Source organism: Thalassomonas actiniarum (assembly GCF_000948975.2).
Lineage (GTDB): Bacteria > Pseudomonadota > Gammaproteobacteria > Enterobacterales > Alteromonadaceae > Thalassomonas > Thalassomonas actiniarum.
Genome location: NZ_CP059735.1, coordinates 556,171 through 573,888, shown reverse-complemented (window position 1 = coordinate 573,888; position 17,718 = coordinate 556,171). Strand labels below are relative to the sequence as shown.

The window sequence follows — 17,718 nt, the reverse complement described above, 5'->3', positions numbered from 1 at the left end:
ATTATGACAATTAGCCAGCCAAATAATCCGGTTGAAGAAATAGTTATCCAGTGTACTTTAATAAAAATAAGCTAAAGCGGTGATGGATAAATCCGGTGGTAACTCCCCACCCGGTTATTTAACTACCCCTTTAATTAAAAGATGAAGTTGTCTCCATAAGCAAAAAGTTATACCCCACTTTGACAGTTTATGACCAAGCTGGCAAGTATCAATTTCCTCCCGCCCGGGTGAATAATTTTCAAGCAAAGCTGTAACCCCTGCCGGAGGCTTTTACCACAAGGATTTGCCCGTGAAAAAATCCCCTTGACGCTCGCAAAAATATTTTATCGCCGGTAAGAACTTTTTAATGATCACTTCTATGATTAACGGTAATATAGCGCCCTTTTTTTTGCCTTATATTAAGTTGGAGACCTCCTCTATGCCATTTCACCCCGGTCAACGTTGGATTAGTGATAGTGAATCAGATCAGGGATTAGGTACGGTAACCTCGGTTGAACAAAGATTTGTCACCATCATTTTTACCGCTACCGGTGATGTCCGTAAATATGCCAGCGATAATGCCCCCCTGACCCGGGTGATCTTTAACGTCGGTGACAGTATCCCCAGCCACGAAGGCTGGAAAATGACGGTAGAGTCCATAGAGGAAAGTAATCATTTATTCATTTACCACGGCGTACGCCAGGACACAGGTGAGACGGTTTCCCTGAAAGAAATGATGATTGACCACTTTATCAAGTTTAACAAACCCCATGACAGGTTATTAAACAGCCAGGTTGACCGCCTCGACTGGTTCCGGTTACGTAAAGACTGTTTGCATCACCAGTTCCAGCAACAGCAATCTCCCCTGATGGGCCTGAGCGGCGGCCGCGTCAGCTTGATTCCGCACCAGCTGCATATCGCCGATGAAGTCGGCAGCCGTTTTGCTCCCCGGGTATTGCTGGCGGATGAAGTCGGCCTGGGTAAAACCATAGAAGCCGGTTTGATCATCCACCAGCAGTTGGTCAGCGGCCGTGCACAGCGTATTCTAATTATCGTGCCCGAATCCCTGATGCATCAGTGGCTGGTGGAAATGCTGCGCCGTTTTAACCTCAAATTCAGTATTTTTGACCATGAACGTTGCGTGGAAAGCGGCGAAGAAAACCCCTTCAGCTCGGAGCAGCTGGTGCTGGTTAACCTCGGCTTTATCACCGACAATCCCGAATGGTATGAGTCTTTAATTGCCGAAGAGTGGGATTTGATGGTGGTTGACGAAGCTCACCACCTCAACTGGCAGCAAGACAACGCCAGCATAGAATACCAGTGCATAGAGCAACTGGCGCAAACTATCCCGGGTGTGCTGCTGCTGACCGCCACCCCGGATCAACTGGGCCACGAAAGCCATTTTGCCCGCTTAAGACTGCTCGATCCCGATCGCTTTTTTGATTACCAGAAATTTATCGACGAAGAAAGCCACTATACCGAAGTGGCAGATGCCGCCAATGTCATCCTTTCCGGCGAAGCTTTATCATCCGGTCATCAAAAAACCTTAACCGCGTTATTTAAAGAAACCGATATCAGCAGCCAGCTGGCAATTTTAGCCGATGATAACCACAGTGAGCAGCAAAGCATACGGGAAGAGCTCCTCAACCAGTTACTGGACCGCCACGGTACCGGCCGCATCCTGTTCCGCAACAGCCGCAATACCATCAAGGGTTTCCCGGAGCGCCAACTGCTGCCGGCCCCGCTGACCATGCCGGAACAGTACCAGGCCCAGCTCAACGACTTTATGCTCAGTGACTGCAGTGAAAACCTGATGCAGCTGTCCCAGGCAAAATATATCTTCACCCCTGAGCTGCTGTATACCCTGGATAATCCCGCCGGTAACTGGGTCGATTTCGATCCCCGGGTGGACTACCTGATCGAGCTGTTGCAATCCCTGAAAAAAGAAAAAGTGCTGGTCATTTGTGCCTCGGCGCAAACCGCCATCGACCTTGAGGCGGCCCTGAGGGTTAAAGAGGGCATCCGCGCCGCGGTTTTCCATGAAGGGCTGAGTATTTTTGAACGGGATCGCGCCGCCGCCTATTTTGCCCAGGACGAAGACAGCGCCCAGCTGTTGTTGTGCTCGGAAATCGGCAGTGAAGGCCGCAACTTCCAGTTCGCCCATCATATGGTACTGTTTGACTTGCCTTCCAACCCGGATCTGCTGGAACAGCGTATCGGCCGGTTGGACCGTATCGGCCAGACGCAAACCATCAAACTGCATGCACCCTATTTTGAAGACTCGGCGCAAAGCCTGTTGTTCCAGTGGTACCATCAGGCACTGAATGCCTTCGAGCATACCTGTATTACCGGCCGGGTAGTGTATGAACGTTACGGCAATGAGTTGCTGCAGCTGGCCCTTTCCGGACAATGGCAGTCGGAGGCGGCAACCGCCATTTTAGCAAGCAGCCATCAGCAACATTTAAGCATTAAGGCTGAGCTGGAATCCGGCCGGGACAAGCTGCTGGAGATCAACTCTTCCGGCCAGGGCAAGGCCGAGGAATTAGTGGCGCAGATAGATAAACTGGATCAGCAAATCTCCCTGCCGCAGTTTATGTTCCAGGTCTGGGATGTTTACGGCATCCAGCAGGATGATAAATCCGATAATGCCATTGCCCTGAACCCGACAGAGCATATGCTCAGCGCCAACTTCCCTTGCCTGCCGGAAGACGGCACTACCGTCACCTTCAACCGGGAAACCGCCCTGGCCCATGAAGATTACCAGCTGCTGACCTGGGATCACCCTATGGTACGCGGCGTCCTGGACCTGGTGCTGGCGGACGAAACCGGCAACGCCAGCATCGGATTGTTGCAAAACCCGGCATTGCCTGTGGGCACCTTCTTCCTGGAATGTTTATTTACCCTGGAAGCAACCGCCCCTTCCCAGCTGCAACTGGGACGTTATTTACCGACCACGCCAATTCGGGTGCTGGTGGATAAAAACGGCAATGACCTCGCCGACAAGGTTTCCGAAGAAGTGCTGGATAAGCAATTGTCCCCGGTGAAAAAACAAATGGCGCTGCAATTGATCAAGGCATTAAAATCCCAGTTTTCTCCTCTGGTGGAAAAAGCCGAGGCCCATGCCAATACCCAGGTCGCCGATATCCAGGGGAAAGCCATCGAGGTGATGCACAAGACCCTGGACGAAGAGCTGGAGCGCCTTACCGCCCTGGCGGCCATCAACCCGAGCGTGCGCCAGGAAGAACTGGACTTTATCAAGTTGCAGCTGGCGGAACTGACCACCTATATCAACAAGGCGCAGCTGAAATTTGAAGCGGTGCGCATGATAGTAGTGACTCACTAACCGACACTGACTAATAAAGGAACCAGCATGGCAGCAAACCCTGACTTCATCTACCAGCCACCGATGACACCTTATCTTGATATCGTTTATCAGGATAATGATATCGTGGTGTTAAACAAAGGCAGCGGTTTGCTTTCTGTGCCCGGCCGCCTGGCGGAGCACCAGGACTGTTTGCAAAACCGGGTATGTAAGGTCTTGCCGAGCGCCACCATAGTACATCGTCTGGATATGGCCACTTCCGGCCTGATTTTGATGGCGCTGAACAAACCGGCCCATGTTGCCATCAGCCGTCAGTTCGAACAAAGGCAGACGGAAAAAAGTTACCTTGCCCGGGTGTATGGCAAGGTAAAAGAGCAATCGGGTGAAGTCGATCTGCCGCTGATTTGCGACTGGCCCAACCGGCCAAAACAAAAGGTCGACCATGAACACGGCAAGAAATCCTTAACCCGCTACCGGGTATTGAGCTACCAAGAAAACAGCACCCTGGTGGAACTGATACCCGTCACCGGACGCTCGCACCAGCTAAGGGTACATATGCTGGCGCTCGGGCACCCGATACTGGGAGACAGGTTATACGCCCATGATAAGGCCCTGACCATAAGCCCCCGGTTACAGCTGCATGCACAGATGCTGACCATCAAACACCCGGTCAGCGGCGAAAACCTGACCTTTACCCGGGAAGCCCCTTTTAGCTAGACAACTGGCTGAACAAACAATAAACCAGGGCATAAACACTTTGCTTTGCCCTGCCCTTTATTGCTCGCCATCATTAGCCCTTTACTTTTGCCTTAGGCTGCCGATATATTTCAATATTGAATTGATATCAAAAAACCGACGGAGTTTGTCTTGTTGCCAGATCTTCTTTCCAAGTTATACCGTTTTGGCTTGCCCGCTTTAATACTGCTGAGCATAACTGCGGTATCGGCGCAGCAAAATGAACCACAGGAGCAGGAAGAAACAACAGAAAAGGCGCCGGACACCTATGAATACGCTTCTCCCTCTTACCGCATTGAACGAAGTAAAATTAACATTAGCGAACCGGTTTCCCGGGAAACACTGCAAAGGGACGACTTATCCCACTATCTGAAACCGGCAAACGTGATGCCGCTGCTTGCCGGGCCGGAAGACTTTATTACCTTGATCAAAAACGAGTTAACCGGCAACAGCAAAGGGGTGGCGATTTTACTGCCCGACTGGCAGCAGGGAGCAACCGCCGCCAATTCACTCAATTACCTTAGAAAAGTATTACCGGACCAGGGCTGGACCACGATCGCCATTCAGCCTTATGAAAAGCCGGCCAATTACCCTTCGATAGCGCTAAAGCCGGAGCAGCAGCAGGAAGAAAATAACACCAGCCTGGAGCAATACCGGGAAAAGCTCAGCGCCATGATGACGGCGGTGATGGAGAAAGCCAAAAGTTATCCCGGCATCTTCCTGGTGATCGCCCAGGGCAGCCATGCCGCCGTGTTGACGGATTTATACCAGCAGGAAAAAGTGCCCCTGCCCAATGCCCTGGTGGTACTGAGCAGTTTTATGCCCACCGCAGAGGAAAATCAGGCTTACGCTAAAGCCCTGGCGCAAACCGAGCTGCCGGTGCTGGATATCAGTTTAAAACGGGACCATCCGCTGGCCATTACCAATGCCGGCTTACGTCGGGCCCATGCCGACAAGGAGATGAAAGCCTCCTACCGGCAGCGGATTTTGAATAATTTCACTACCGGCTACTACCCCGAGGAAAGCCTGCTGAGGGAAATCAACAGCTGGTTAAGGTATGAGGGTTGGTAAAGCATTGGGGCAGAATAAACATCAGCCTTGTTTCGAGATCAGATCATAGGCTGCCTGGATATCCTGGGTTTTCTGTTTCGCCACTTCCATCATTTCCGGCGGCAAACCTTTGGCCACCAGTTTATCCGGGTGGTGTTGCGCCATCAGTTTTTTATAGGCCTTTTTAATCTCCCGATCTGAGTCGCTTTTACTGACCCCGAGCAGCTTGTAGGCATTCGCCAACTGCTGCCGGTTGTTTTGCATCGAACTCGAACGCTGCTGGCGACTTCTTTGCTGGTGAAACGCCGATTCCGCCGACATCATTTCCAACAGTTTATCGAGATCACGGGCAGAAAAACCAAGCATCTTTGCTATCTGGTGCAAGACTTTACGCTCTTCGGGATCCACTTCGCCATCGGCAAACGCCACCTGGATCTGGATTTCTAAAAACAGTAATAACAGATCATGGCGGTTCGAACAGGACTGTCTGAATTTTCTTAGCCTGTCCTTAAGCGGAAAACCCGCCATCTTGCCTTCGCGAAATGCATCCTGGGCCTGCTGCCTTAATTCGCCGCTCAAACCCAACTTATCCATATAAGCGGTGGCAAAGGCAATTTCATGCTTAGTGACCTGGCCTTTTGCTTTGGCAATATGCCCCATCACGGAAAAGGTGGTGTAGAAAAATGCCGCCTGACGGGTAATATCATCGTTGGGGTTGACCCCGAGATTATCAAAGTCGAGCTTGCGACCTCTATCGAATAAATGCCCGAGCCAGAGACCGAGCAGGGCGCCGAAAATATTTTTGCTGAGCATAAAACCAAACAAAAAACCTAAAATCTTTCCCCAAATATGCATATGTTACTTTTTCCTTTGACGGCACCTTAATCGACGGGCTTATCCGGTTATTGCCGTATCAAATATTATCTTATCCGGTTAAACCCTTGATGGCACTGACTGAGTATCTTTATTGAGCTCAGCCAAACGCTCGGGCGTACCAACATCGGTCCAGCTGCCGGGCAATATACTGGCGGTTATTTTTTGCTGTTTCGCCCCTTCACGCAGCAAAGGTCCCAAGGGCATCACAGTACCGTCGTCCTGCCCTGAACCGCCAGTTTGTGGTGAAAAACACGGCTGCTGGAAAAACGCCGGCTTAAATATCGCAATGCCACTATAGGTATAACTTTGCCGCTGCGCCTTATTTTCAGACAAGTTATCCAGCATTCCCTGTGTAATGGCAAAATCACCACCCGGGTGGTGCCCGGGATTATTGACCATAAACAGATGGGCCTGCTGCTCCCTGTCAAGTTTGGGTCGCACTTTAAAATCAAAAGAGCTAAAGACATCGCCGTTAACCAGCCAAAACGCTTCCTGACCCAATAAAGGCAAGGCATTGGCTATGCCCCCCGCCGTTTCCAGCGCACCATTTTTTTCAGCGCTGTAGCGGATATTGGCATGCCAGCGGCTGCCATCTCCCAGGTAGGCCTCTATTTGCTGCCCCAGCCAGGCATGGTTAATCACTATCTCGGTGATCCCGGCGGCCACCAGGCGTTCGATATGATATTCAATCAGCGGCTTGCCGTGTACGGTTAACATAGGTTTAGGGCAAGTATCGGTTAAGGGTTTCATGCGCTCCCCCCTCCCTGCCGCTAAAATCATAGCTTTCATGGTCGTTTCATTCTCTTATTATTCGTTGCCGGCAGCAGTTGGCAAGGCTTGCTGCTCAAGCTTGTCCTTAGCACCGGGTAGCGCCGGCAACACCTGCTCTGCCACTAACTGATGCAGAAATGCCAATTCGTTATAACAACCGCTGATATCCCGGATATAAGCAAGGGTTAGCGGAATGTCCTTTAAATAGCCTGCTTTATTATCCCTGTAATATAAACGGGCAAAGATGCCGCTGGCTTTCAGGTGGCGTTGCAGCCCCATCAGATCGAACCAACGCTGCCATTTTGCCGCGCTCACCCGGGGTAAGTTTAATGCTTTGGTGATCAAATCGCAGTAATACTCAAATAACGGGCGGATCTGCTGATCTGGCCAGCGCAGATAACAATCCCGTAATAAAGAAACGATGTCATAGGTCACCGGCCCGCTCACCGCGTCCTGAAAATCAATAATACCTAAGGTTTTATCAGCCAGTAACATGATATTACGGCTATGATAATCCCTGTGCATGGTCACTTGCGGCTGCTCCAGGGCAGAGTCGATTAAAATATCAAAACAGGCCCGTAATTTCTGCAACTCTTGCGGTGATAAATGAATATTTAAATGCTTTTCAAGCAACCACTCGGTAAATATTGATAACTCAAAGTCTATAAATGGCCGGTCATAGTCGGGTAAAACATAATCCCCTGCCGGTTGGCTGGTGGCAATGGCCGGTAACAATTCGATTGCCTGGCGGTAATAAGCTTGCATATTGTCGCTCGAAAGCACATTCGAGAGCAGGGTGTCGCCAAAGTCGGTTAGGCAAAAATAACCCAGCTCCAGATCCCCGGCTTTCATTTCCGGCACCTGGATGCCACTTTCAGCAAGGCCTGATCCGAGCGCAATAAATCCCTGGTTATTGGAATATTGCGGGGGTGCATCCACCGCGATATAAGAGACACCATCGAGATTAAAGCGGTAGTATTGACGAAAACCGGCATCACCGTTCATAGACAGTAAACGGATCTCAGAGACTGAAAACACCCCACATAACCAGCTCTTTAGCCCTGTTTCTCTTGAAGTTACCGACAAAGTTTTACCCTTTTTAACAAAAAGCCCAATATAACCAATTAGCAGGATAATGAAAATTGCTATATCATATCCAAGTTATGCAGTAAAATACCGCATTTCATCGGCTTAAACTTATATAAATATTAATAATCACCATATTATCATTATTATTTCCGGACTCTAAATGCCATTTTCTCGTAAAGTTTTCTCTGCTTATTATTGCCTGTTTTTTTCAGGGGCTGTTGTCGCCGAAACCTCAGTAACCGATCTAAGCCCGGTGCCGCAATGTTTGCCTCCGGCTTACCCCCAACTGGCGCCCGGATATGAGGCAGGTGCAGGACAAACGATCAAAATTGTAGCCGACCATACCAGTTTGCTAAGAAACCAGGTAGCAAAGTTCACCGGCGATGTCACCCTGATCAACGAAGAACACCGGATTAAGGCAGATGAACTGGAAGTAAACCGCCAGTCGGAGTCTTTTAACGCCAAAGGCAATATTCACTTTCAAAATAATATGGTCAATGTCTTTGCCAACGCCCTGGATGCCAGTGACGAGACCCAATCAACCCAGTTGACCAAGACTTCCTACCAGCTGGTCAATAGCCCGGGCAAAGGGGAAGCAGGCGCCATTATCGTCAACAAAGACGGTGAATTGAGCATGATTGACTCCACCTATACCGCTTGTCTCGGTGAAGTTCCCGACTGGCAAATAAAAGCCGCCGCCATCAATCTCTCGGTGGAAGAAAATTATGTCGAAGCCTATCATGCCCGGCTGAAATTATTCGGGGTGCCGGTGTTTTATCTGCCCTATTTTAATTATCCGGTCACCAACGAACGTAAATCAGGTTTACTGGAGCCCCAGTTCAGCTCTTCCGGCAGTTCAGGGGTCGAAGTTGCCATGCCTTTTTACTGGAACATCGCCGAAAACCTGGATGCGACCATCACCCCGCGTTACATGTCTAAGCGCGGTATGCAGTTGTTGACGGAATTTCGCTATCTTGCGGATCTGCAGTCGGGAAAAATCAACCTGGAATACCTGAACAAGGATGATGAACTCAACGCCAATAATGATCCCCGTTACCTGGCCCGCTACCAGCATAGCGGTACCTTCTCGGATCGTTTCCGCGCCTATATCGACTATACCACCATCAGTGACGATAATTACCTGGTGGATATCGGCAGTGAAGAATACAAGGCCAATGACGCCTATTTATACCAGGTAGGCGAGCTATCCTATTTTGGCGAGAACTGGCAAACCACGTTTAAACTGCAGGATTTCGAAGTCCTGGGAAATCACCAGCACAGTTATAAAACCTTGCCGCAAATCGAAATCGCCAGCCAGCAGCCGCTGCCTTTGCTCAATGGCCAGTTCGAGGTCTATTCCGAGTTGACCCGGTTTGAAACCCCCAATAAAGCACAGCCCAAGGCGAACCGCTACCATGTCGAGGCAGGATTTAATTTCCCCCTCACCAGCCCCGCCTGGTTCCTTAATTCCGAGTTAAAAGTGCTGCAAACCTATTATCAGCAGGAAGATATTGCCGAGAGCGACGATTTTGAAGAAACCGTCAGCAGAACCCTGCCAAAAATCCGTTTTCACGGCGGCATTAACTTCGACCGCGACCTCCAGGCCTTCGGTAAGGGGTTAACCCAGACCTTTGAGCCTCAGTTGCAGTATTTATATATCCCGGATAAGGACCAAAGCGATATCGCCGTCTACGATACCGCCAGATTACAGGATGACTACAACGGCTTATTCAGGGATCGCCGTTACAGCGGTTTAGACAGAATCGCCCATGCCAACCAGGTTTCCTGGGGGGTAACCAGCCGGATCTTAAGCCGGTCACATCAGGAACTGTTCCGGGCAAGCCTGGGGGGCATAGTTTATCTCAACGACAGTAACTTTGCCGCCGACGATACTCTGGGTATTTCCGCCAATAAGTCGGCCCTGGCGGCGGACTTGTTCTACCGCATTAATCATCAATGGCAGTTAAGCGGCGACATCCAGTACAATACCACCACCAATGTCACCGATAAAAGTCAGGTAAACCTGGATTACCAGTTTAATGAAAATCAGCTGATCCAATTGAACCATAGGTACAGTCGTAATGTCTCAGACTCTACACTGGAACAGATTTCATTGCTCGGCAGTACCTCGATAGATAAAAACTGGACCTTTGTTGGCCGGATCACACAGGATCTTCAACAAAATCGCAGTATTGAGTCTTATGCGGGATTGGAATACGAAAGCTGCTGCTGGCGGGTACGTTTTATCTACCAAAGGCAAATCAACACTAATATCGACGAGCAAGACTTTATTAATGAAAACCGCGATGAATTTAACAGCGGTTTTATGATAAAGTTCCAGAAAGGGTTTGGCGGCCAGGATTCAACCGTTGGCAGACAAGATATGTTTAACTCGAGTATATTCGGTTATAAACGTCCGTATTTTCTCAATAATTAATCAAGATAATTATATACATGAAAAATTCATTTAAGTTATTAACACTGGCTTCATCATTATTTTTTGGTGCTGCCCTAAACCTACAGGCAGAAGAAGTACCGCTGGACAGGATAGCTGCCGTTGCCAATACCGGGGTTGTACTTGAGTCAGAAATTCAGGATTTGATCCAAAGCATTAAACAACAAGCCAAAAATAATAATCAAGAGCTGCCGTCAGATAACGCCCTGCGGGTGCAGGTAATGGACAAGCTGATCAATGACAGTTTAATCCTGCAAATCGGCGAACGCATGGGGGTGCAGGTCAGCGATGCCCAGCTCGACGAAACCCTGACCAATATGGCCCGGGATAACGGCCTTTCCCTGGAACAGTTCCGTGAAAACATCATCGCCGACGGCCTGGAGTATGAACAATACCGTGAAAGCGTACGTACCGAACTGATTTCCGGTGAAGTACGCCGTGCCAGTGTCCACCGCCGTGTTTATATTTCCCCGCAGGAAGTCGGCAACCTGCTGAAAATGATGAAAGAGCAAACCACCAATGAGGTTGAATACCAACTTGGCCATATTCTGATCGCCTTTCCGGCAGATCCCAGCCAGGAAGATATCAATGCCGCCAAAACCCGCGCCGATAAAGTCATAGAGCTGCTTAATAACGGCTCAGACTTTGCCCGAATCGCCATCGCCTCATCCAGTGACAGCAACGCCCTGGAAGGGGGAGATCTCGGCTGGAAAACCATCAATGAAATGCCGACCCTGTTTTCCGAAATCATCGACGGCGAAGCCAAGGGCACGGTTTTAGGGCCTATCCGTACCGGATTAGGTTTCAGTATCGTTAAAGTCAAGGATATCCGCGGTAAAGAAGTGGTCGAAGTCGAAGAAGTGAAATCGCGTCATATCTTGATCGAACCTTCAGTGATCTTAAGCGAAGCCAAGGCAGAAGAAATACTGCAGGGTTTCCTGGATCAACTAAATGCCGGCGAAGCAGATTTTGCCGAACTGGCCAAAGAGCACTCCGACGGCCCCACTTCCGTTAAAGGCGGCGAGCTCGGCTGGGCCGATCCCGGCAGTTATGATCCCGCCTTTAAAGATGCACTGGCCAGACTGGATATCAACGAATACCACAAGCCGTTCCGTTCTTCTTTCGGCTGGCACCTGGTACAGTTAACCGGCCGCCGTACCCTTGATGCTACCGAGAAGATGAATGAAAACCGGGCTTATCAAATGCTCTATAACCGTAAATTCGGTATGGAAAGCGCCCGCTGGATCAAAGAAACCCGAGATCAAGCACATATAGAAGTATTTGATCTGGAAGAGAAATAATGACTAAACGCATTGCCATTACCCCGGGCGAACCTGCGGGTATTGGCCCCGACCTGGTGATCGCCATTGCCCAGCAAGCCTGGCCGGTACAAGTGGTGGTTATCGCCTCCGCCGAGCTGCTGCTTGAGCGGGCCAAACAACTGCAATTACCGCTTGAGTTGACACCATACGACGCAAGCACCGCCGCATTGCCGCAACAGGCCGGCACCCTGACCATTTTACCGCTGGAACTGGCGGCCCCCTGTGTGCCCGGTGAGCTCAACCCGGATAATGGCCACTACGTGGTAGAAAGCTTACGTATTGCCAGCGAGAAAAATATCTCCGGTGAATTTGATGCAATCGTCACCGGCCCGGTACACAAAGGCTTGATTAACCAGGCGGGTATTCCCTTTAGCGGCCATACCGAATATTTTGCCCACCAGGCCAATTGCAGCGATGTAGTGATGATGCTGGCCACAGAAGGTTTGCGGGTTGCCCTGGTCACCACCCATATTCCGCTGGCCTATGTCGCCAAAGCCATTACCACGGAAAGACTGCAAAAAGTTACCCGTATTTTACACCGGGATTTGATCGAAAAATTCGGCATCAAAAATCCAGCCATCTATGCTTGTGGTTTAAACCCTCATGCCGGCGAAGACGGTCATCTCGGCGGGGAAGAAATTGAAACCATCATCCCCGCCTTTGAAGAATTGCGACGCGAAGGCATGAATATTATCGGGCCGCTGCCGGCGGATACCATTTTCCAGGAAAAATATTTAAGCCAGGCGGATGCCATCTTGACCATGTATCATGATCAGGGCTTACCGGTACTTAAATACAAGGGATTTGGCGCTTCCGTCAATATCACCTTAGGTTTACCCTTTATCCGCACTTCCGTTGACCACGGCACGGCACTGGAGCTGGCTGCAACCGGCCAGGCGGATTCCGGCAGCTTTATTGAAGCCATGTCTAATGCCATTCACTTAGTAAATAACAAATCATGAGTAAAAATTCACATTTAGGCCATCAGGCCAAAAAACGTTTCGGTCAGAACTTCTTGCACAACGATGCCGTCATCAGCCAGATTGTCGATGCCATCAATCCCGAACCGGGAGAAAACCTCATCGAAATAGGTCCTGGGTTAGGGGCCTTAACCGAACCGGTGATCGAACGTGCCGGTAAACTCTCTGTGGTGGAACTTGACCGGGATCTGGCCCACAGATTACGCCACCATCCGTTTTTGGCGCCGCACCTGACCATACATGAAACCGATGCGCTCAAATTCGACTTTGCCCAACTGGCAACTCCGGAGCAGCCGTTACGTATATTTGGCAACCTGCCCTATAATATTTCCACACCGCTGATTTTTCATCTTTTAAGCTTTAAAGACAAAGTGAAAGATATGCATTTTATGCTGCAAAAAGAAGTCGTGGAACGTATGGCATCGGGAGAAAATTCCAAGGCTTACGGCCGGCTGTCGATCATGACCCAATACCAGTGCCAGGTGATCCCGGTGATGGAAATCGGTCCGGAAGCCTTTAAACCGGCACCTAAGGTCGATTCGGCCATAGTACGCCTGGTGCCCCATAAAGAAATCAAAAATCCGGTGAAAGATATAGGGGCCCTGAACAAAGTTTGCCTGGCCGCCTTTAACCAGCGCAGAAAAACCATCCGCAACAGCTTTAAGAAATTATTGACGGTTGAACAACTGCAAAGTTTAGAGATAGATCCCGGCTTAAGACCGGAAAACCTCACCCTGGATCAGTATGTCCGCCTTGCCAACTTTATCGTTGACCACCCGCCGGAGCAATAACAAGGTTAAAATGATGAATGAATGCAATACCCGCTTAAACCAGGCACCGGAGAGACAGCAAGATCCTGCTGACGATATTTGCACTAAGATAAGTGTCAGCGCCAAAAGCACTTACTTACCGGAGCAGTCATTGCCGCAAGAGCAGACCTATGCCTTCAGTTATACCATCACCATCACCAATAACAGTGAACAGGCGGTCAGGTTATTAACCCGCAGCTGGCTGATCACAGATGCCAATGGTGAAACCAGCACAGTAGAAGGTGAAGGGGTTGTCGGTCAGACCCCGGATATTTTACCCGGCGCCAGTTTCAGCTATACCAGCGGTTCAGTCTTTGAAACTCCCCTTGGCACCATGCAGGGCTATTACCAATTGCAAAATCCACAAGGGGAAAGCCTCAGGGCCGAAATCCCGGTGTTTCGCCTGGCTGTGCCTAACATTCTCAATTAACCAAAGCAGGGAAAGCAGGAAGAGTTAATATGGCGATTTATCTGGTCGGAGATATACAAGGCTGCTTGCAAGAGCTTAAAAGCCTGCTCAACCAGGCCGATTTTTGCCCTGAGCAGGATCAATTATACCTGGCCGGCGATGTCGTCGCCCGCGGGCCGCAATCCCTTGAGACTTTGAGGTTTTTAATCTCCCTGGGAGAAAGTGCCAAAATGGTACTGGGTAACCACGACCTGCATTTACTTGCCATCGCCGCCGGTATTAAAACAGCCAATCCCAAAGACAAACTGGAGCCGATACTCCAGGCCCCGGATCTGCAAGATTTAATCCAGTGGTTAGCCGGGCAGCCGCTGCTGCGCCAACTGCCGGAAGAAGAAACCTATATCAGCCACGCCGGTTTATCACCCCAGTGGAGTATAAAAGACGCCCTTGTCCAGGCGGCAAGCGCCAGTGAAAAACTAAAAAGCAGCAACCGGGATACCTGGCTGAAGCAGATGTACGGTAACTCTCCCGACAACTGGCACCAGGCAAAAACCGAAGTAGCAAAGTTCCGTTACACCATCAATGCCTTCACCCGGATGCGCTACTGCCGGGAAGATTTGTCATTGGAGTTTAACTGTAAAGAAACCCCCGAGCATGCCCCCAAAGATATCTTCCCCTGGTATCAACTCAATAAGCAGCTGGACTCAGCCAGCTGGGTTTTTGGTCACTGGGCTTCCCTGATGGGCCAGTGTCCTCATGCCAATCTTTATGCCCTGGACACTGGTTGCGTCTGGGGAAATCACCTCACCTTAGTAAGGTGGCACGATAAGCAGGTTTTTACCGAGCAATCCCACACCCATATTTAACAATAAAATTACTCATTTCCAAATGGAATCCTTGATTTGCTTGTTATAATGATTAATTATGACAAAATGCTTAATTACTGTAACAGCGGGCTGTCGATTCCTGTAACATATTAAAAATTTGAATAGTGATCATTAACATCACTTATTCTTTATTCTTAACTCTAAAGTTCAACTGGTGGTGTTTATGAATCTAACTGTGGCAATGAAAATCAAGGGTGGTTTTGCCATTATTACCGTACTTCTGGTTATAACCAGTATCATCTCATGGAGCAGCCTCAATACAATTCAAGATTCAACGCTGGAAATGAGCGAATTAGCCGTACCTACCTTGGCGGGCAGCAATCAACTCACCCTTGAGCTGGCCCAAATGGGTAACCTTACCCTCAAAGGTTATTATCAAAACGAACTTGCCCCGCTGGCAGAAAACCAGCAGGCCTTTGACAGCGCCAACACTCTGTTTTCAGGCGCATTAAAGAAATTAAAAGCCTTAGTACAGGATAGAAGCCAGTTAATTGCCAACCTGCGCAAAGTCGATGATGTCTATAATGCCTTCAGCGACAATGTCACCAGTGTTTTCGAAAACCGGAAAACTAGCATAGAGCAGGCCACGGCCTTAGCCGAAAAAGTTGATACCCTGGAAGAAAAAGCCGACGATGCCGCCACGGTATTACTGGATCTGGCGGATCACGACCTGGCGGAAAGCAAATTACAGCGTGCGGTGAGCTTGGCCGAGCAAACCGAAACCTTATTGAACTCCATCGTCAGCTCCGCCTTTGAATACCGGGATATTCTGGATGTACAAACTTCCCAGTTAATTGAAAGAGAATTAACCAACAGTTATACCGAACTTAACCGTTCTATTGATGATGTGCTTAACGAACTAAGAAGCAATGGTGCTTCCGATGTTGCCGACGAAGTCACTGATGCTGTTAGTGAAGTCAGCAACCTGGTCAACGGTGAAAACAGCATTTTTGCCAATAAAGAAATCCAGCTTAACGCCATCGCCCAGGCCACAGCAATGCTGGCATCCGCCGAAAGTAATATCGCCTCGGCCAGCAGCATCTTAGCCAAGCAGGTTGCCCTGGCAAACGAAACCAAAACGACTACCGCAGAAATGGTGAACGGGGCAGTTTCCGATGGTAAGACTTCAACCATAGTTTTCACAACGATTGCCGCGATTATCGCCATAGGAACCGCTTTTTATATCCTGATCAGCATCACCCGTCCGCTGTTTAGGGTCAATGAAATGCTTAATATCGTCGCCTCCGGAGACCTATCCCGCAAGCTGGACGACTCGGGCAAGGATGAATTTGCCCAGCTGTCTAAAAACTGTAATACCCTGATCGAAAGCCTGCGCAACCTGATCGAAAGCATCGTCAGCCGCTCAACCCAGTTAGCGGCGGCGGCAGAAGAAACCTCAGCGGTAACTGCACAAAGCACCACCGCCATCGAAGAGCAGCGCAACCAGGTAGAACAGGCGGCAACCGCCACTACAGAAATGAGCAGTACCTCACAAAGCGTACTGTCCAGCGCCAATGACGCCTTGGGTGAAATCAAGCAGGCAGATGATGAAGCCGAACGGGTCAAAGGCATTTCTGACAATAACCGTAAAACCATTGAATTGCTGGCCAACGAAGTTGAATCTGCTTCCCAGGTGATCAATAAACTACAACAGGACAGCGCCTCTATCGGCGGTATTCTTGACGTTATCCGCGGCATTGCCGAGCAGACCAACCTGCTGGCCCTTAACGCCGCTATCGAAGCAGCCCGGGCCGGTGAACAGGGCCGTGGTTTCGCGGTTGTTGCCGACGAGGTAAGGACCCTGGCCAGCCGGACCCAGGAATCTACCCAGGAAATCCACAATATGATCGAAGTGCTGCAAAGCGGCGCCGAGAAAGCGGTAGCTGTAATGGATACGGGTAAATCCCAGGCAGCCAACTGTGTCGAGCAAAGCGAGCTGGCAGATAAAGCACTGGAAACCATTACCCATGCGGTACATGAAGCCTATGACCGCAGCTCTCAGATTGCCACCGCGGCAGAAGAGCAAAGTGTGGTTGCCCATGAAATCAGCGAGAACCTGGAATCCATTGTTGCTATCGCCGAGCAAACCACTGCAGGTTCACAGCAAACCGCTTCTTCAAGCGGCGAGGTAGCCCGCCTGGCAGAAGAACTGCAACAGTCGGTGCAGGAATTTAAGCTTTAATCTCAGCCGAACTAAGCACAAAAAAACCAGCTCCCGGGCTGGTTTTTTTATACATGGATGTATTTATCCTGCGATCATAAGGATATGAAAAAGCAGGGTTTATACATGGATGTATTTCAACTTGTCTGCTTCAGGCACAAGTTAAGTACTTACATCCTGTAAGTAATCCTGCGATCATAAGGATATGAAAAAGCAGGGTTTATACATGGATGTATTTCAGCCTGCCCCTCAGGTAGAGAGGGCTCCATGCACAAGCTAAGTACTTACATCCTGTAAACAATCCTGCGATCATAAGGATATGAAAAAGCAGGGGTTATATATATCTGAATATTAAGAGTTTACGGCAAAGTTTGAATTACCTGCGTTCATAAACACAAAAATCCAAATCATAGGCATTTTTTTCATCCGCCGGGCGTAATTCACTCACGGTCTTCACCCAGCTTTTTTCACTATCAAAATCCGGAAAGCGGGTGTCCCCTTCAATAGTCGCCTTGATATGGGTCACATACAAACGGGTTGCTGCCGGCAAACAATGGCTATAGATAGCGCCGCCACCGATCACCATGATCTCCTCCACGCCCCCGGCTAAGGCCAATGCCTGCTCAACACAAGTAACCACATCAACCCCTTCGGCGCTGAAATCCGGATTACGGGAAATGACGATATTTTGCCGCCCGGGTAGCGGCCGGCCGATAGATTCATAGGTTTTTCGCCCCATGATAATGGGTTTGCCTAAGGTGGTTTTTTTAAAGTACGCCAGGTCGGCGGGCAAGTGCCAGGGCATCTGGTTATCTTTGCCGATAATATTGTTATCCGCACAGGCAACGATAAGGGAGAGTTGGGTCATAAAGA

General features: G+C 49.6%; 14 protein-coding genes. 10 read left to right on the top strand and 4 right to left on the bottom strand.

The genetic code is table 11. The features are described 5' to 3' along the window. Nucleotides 1-418: 418 nt before the first annotated feature. The 3 genes from rapA (at nucleotide 419) to SG35_RS02540 (ending at nucleotide 5,107) form a co-directional block, all read left to right on the top strand. Nucleotides 419-3,322 (top strand): RNA polymerase-associated protein RapA, encoded by a 2,904-nt coding sequence (gene rapA, locus SG35_RS02550; protein ID WP_044832210.1) that lies wholly within the window; start codon nucleotides 419-421, stop codon nucleotides 3,320-3,322. 27 nt (nucleotides 3,323-3,349) lie between these two features. Beyond that, nucleotides 3,350-4,018: a bifunctional tRNA pseudouridine(32) synthase/23S rRNA pseudouridine(746) synthase RluA gene (rluA, locus tag SG35_RS02545; RefSeq protein ID WP_044832178.1), complete on the top strand. Its 669-nt coding sequence runs from the start codon at nucleotides 3,350-3,352 to the stop codon at nucleotides 4,016-4,018. A gap of 150 nt (nucleotides 4,019-4,168) precedes the next feature. Continuing rightward, nucleotides 4,169-5,107, top strand: a complete 939-nt coding sequence (locus SG35_RS02540) for a DUF3530 family protein (protein ID WP_053042942.1) — start codon at nucleotides 4,169-4,171, stop codon at nucleotides 5,105-5,107. Between the two features lie 21 nt (nucleotides 5,108-5,128). Here SG35_RS02540 and djlA read toward each other — a convergent pair whose 3' ends face one another. The 3 genes from djlA to SG35_RS02525 form a co-directional block, all read right to left on the bottom strand. Continuing rightward, a complete protein-coding gene (gene djlA, locus SG35_RS02535) occupies nucleotides 5,129-5,941 on the bottom strand; it encodes a co-chaperone DjlA (RefSeq protein WP_044832177.1) in 813 nt (270 codons plus the stop codon). A 78-nt stretch (nucleotides 5,942-6,019) separates the two neighbouring features. Beyond that, nucleotides 6,020-6,751, bottom strand: coding sequence for an N-acetylmuramate alpha-1-phosphate uridylyltransferase MurU (gene murU / locus SG35_RS02530; protein WP_044832176.1), 732 nt, complete (start codon nucleotides 6,749-6,751; stop codon nucleotides 6,020-6,022). Nucleotides 6,752-6,769: 18 nt separating this feature from the next. After that, nucleotides 6,770-7,771, bottom strand: a complete 1,002-nt coding sequence (locus SG35_RS02525; protein ID WP_152646561.1) for an aminoglycoside phosphotransferase family protein — start codon at nucleotides 7,769-7,771, stop codon at nucleotides 6,770-6,772. A 211-nt stretch (nucleotides 7,772-7,982) separates the two neighbouring features. Here SG35_RS02525 and SG35_RS02520 point away from each other — a divergent pair, with 211 nt between their 5' ends. From SG35_RS02520 to SG35_RS02490, 7 genes are all read left to right on the top strand, one after another. Continuing rightward, nucleotides 7,983-10,259, top strand: coding sequence for an LPS-assembly protein LptD (locus SG35_RS02520; protein WP_044832174.1), 2,277 nt, complete (start codon nucleotides 7,983-7,985; stop codon nucleotides 10,257-10,259). Nucleotides 10,260-10,276: 17 nt separating this feature from the next. Beyond that, complete coding sequence (surA, locus tag SG35_RS02515) at nucleotides 10,277-11,578, top strand: peptidylprolyl isomerase SurA (protein WP_044832173.1); 1,302 nt, start codon at nucleotides 10,277-10,279, stop codon at nucleotides 11,576-11,578. Beyond that, nucleotides 11,575-12,561 carry a 4-hydroxythreonine-4-phosphate dehydrogenase PdxA gene (gene pdxA / locus SG35_RS02510; RefSeq protein ID WP_236702565.1) on the top strand — a complete coding sequence of 329 codons (987 nt, stop codon included), beginning with the start codon at nucleotides 11,575-11,577 and terminating at the stop codon, nucleotides 12,559-12,561. Before surA ends, pdxA begins: the two co-directional genes overlap by 4 nt. Next, nucleotides 12,558-13,370: a 16S rRNA (adenine(1518)-N(6)/adenine(1519)-N(6))-dimethyltransferase RsmA gene (gene rsmA, locus SG35_RS02505; RefSeq protein WP_044832171.1), complete on the top strand. Its 813-nt coding sequence runs from the start codon at nucleotides 12,558-12,560 to the stop codon at nucleotides 13,368-13,370. The genes pdxA and rsmA overlap by 4 nt, the downstream gene beginning before the upstream one ends. 13 nt (nucleotides 13,371-13,383) lie before the next feature. Further along, the gene (gene apaG / locus SG35_RS02500) at nucleotides 13,384-13,818 is read left to right on the top strand and encodes a Co2+/Mg2+ efflux protein ApaG (RefSeq protein ID WP_044832170.1); all 435 of its coding nucleotides are present in this window, start codon (nucleotides 13,384-13,386) and stop codon (nucleotides 13,816-13,818) included. A 29-nt stretch (nucleotides 13,819-13,847) separates the two neighbouring features. Next, nucleotides 13,848-14,663, top strand: coding sequence for a symmetrical bis(5'-nucleosyl)-tetraphosphatase (locus SG35_RS02495; RefSeq protein ID WP_044832169.1), 816 nt, complete (start codon nucleotides 13,848-13,850; stop codon nucleotides 14,661-14,663). Nucleotides 14,664-14,847: 184 nt separating this feature from the next. Next, nucleotides 14,848-16,866, top strand: a complete 2,019-nt coding sequence (locus SG35_RS02490) for a methyl-accepting chemotaxis protein (RefSeq protein WP_044832168.1) — start codon at nucleotides 14,848-14,850, stop codon at nucleotides 16,864-16,866. Between the two features lie 355 nt (nucleotides 16,867-17,221). On the opposite strand, the gene folA is transcribed toward SG35_RS02490, so the two are convergent. Then, entirely contained in the window at nucleotides 17,222-17,713 is a 492-nt protein-coding gene (folA, locus tag SG35_RS02485; protein WP_044832167.1) for a type 3 dihydrofolate reductase, read from the bottom strand. Nucleotides 17,714-17,718: the final 5 nt, after the last annotated feature.

What these genes read in the sequence shown, in the direction of transcription:
- djlA (WP_044832177.1), bottom strand. Translation starts at nt 5,941, where the DNA reads ATGCATATTTGGGGAAAGATTTTAGGTTTTTTGTTTGGTTTTATGCTC.
- SG35_RS02490 (WP_044832168.1), top strand. Translation starts at nt 14,848, where the DNA reads ATGAATCTAACTGTGGCAATGAAAATCAAGGGTGGTTTTGCCATTATT.
- SG35_RS02520 (WP_044832174.1), top strand. Translation starts at nt 7,983, where the DNA reads ATGCCATTTTCTCGTAAAGTTTTCTCTGCTTATTATTGCCTGTTTTTT.
- apaG (WP_044832170.1), top strand. Translation starts at nt 13,384, where the DNA reads ATGAATGAATGCAATACCCGCTTAAACCAGGCACCGGAGAGACAGCAA.
- SG35_RS02495 (WP_044832169.1), top strand. Translation starts at nt 13,848, where the DNA reads ATGGCGATTTATCTGGTCGGAGATATACAAGGCTGCTTGCAAGAGCTT.
- folA (WP_044832167.1), bottom strand. Translation starts at nt 17,713, where the DNA reads ATGACCCAACTCTCCCTTATCGTTGCCTGTGCGGATAACAATATTATC.
- surA (WP_044832173.1), top strand. Translation starts at nt 10,277, where the DNA reads ATGAAAAATTCATTTAAGTTATTAACACTGGCTTCATCATTATTTTTT.
- rluA (WP_044832178.1), top strand. Translation starts at nt 3,350, where the DNA reads ATGGCAGCAAACCCTGACTTCATCTACCAGCCACCGATGACACCTTAT.
- murU (WP_044832176.1), bottom strand. Translation starts at nt 6,751, where the DNA reads ATGAAAGCTATGATTTTAGCGGCAGGGAGGGGGGAGCGCATGAAACCC.
- rapA (WP_044832210.1), top strand. Translation starts at nt 419, where the DNA reads ATGCCATTTCACCCCGGTCAACGTTGGATTAGTGATAGTGAATCAGAT.
- rsmA (WP_044832171.1), top strand. Translation starts at nt 12,558, where the DNA reads ATGAGTAAAAATTCACATTTAGGCCATCAGGCCAAAAAACGTTTCGGT.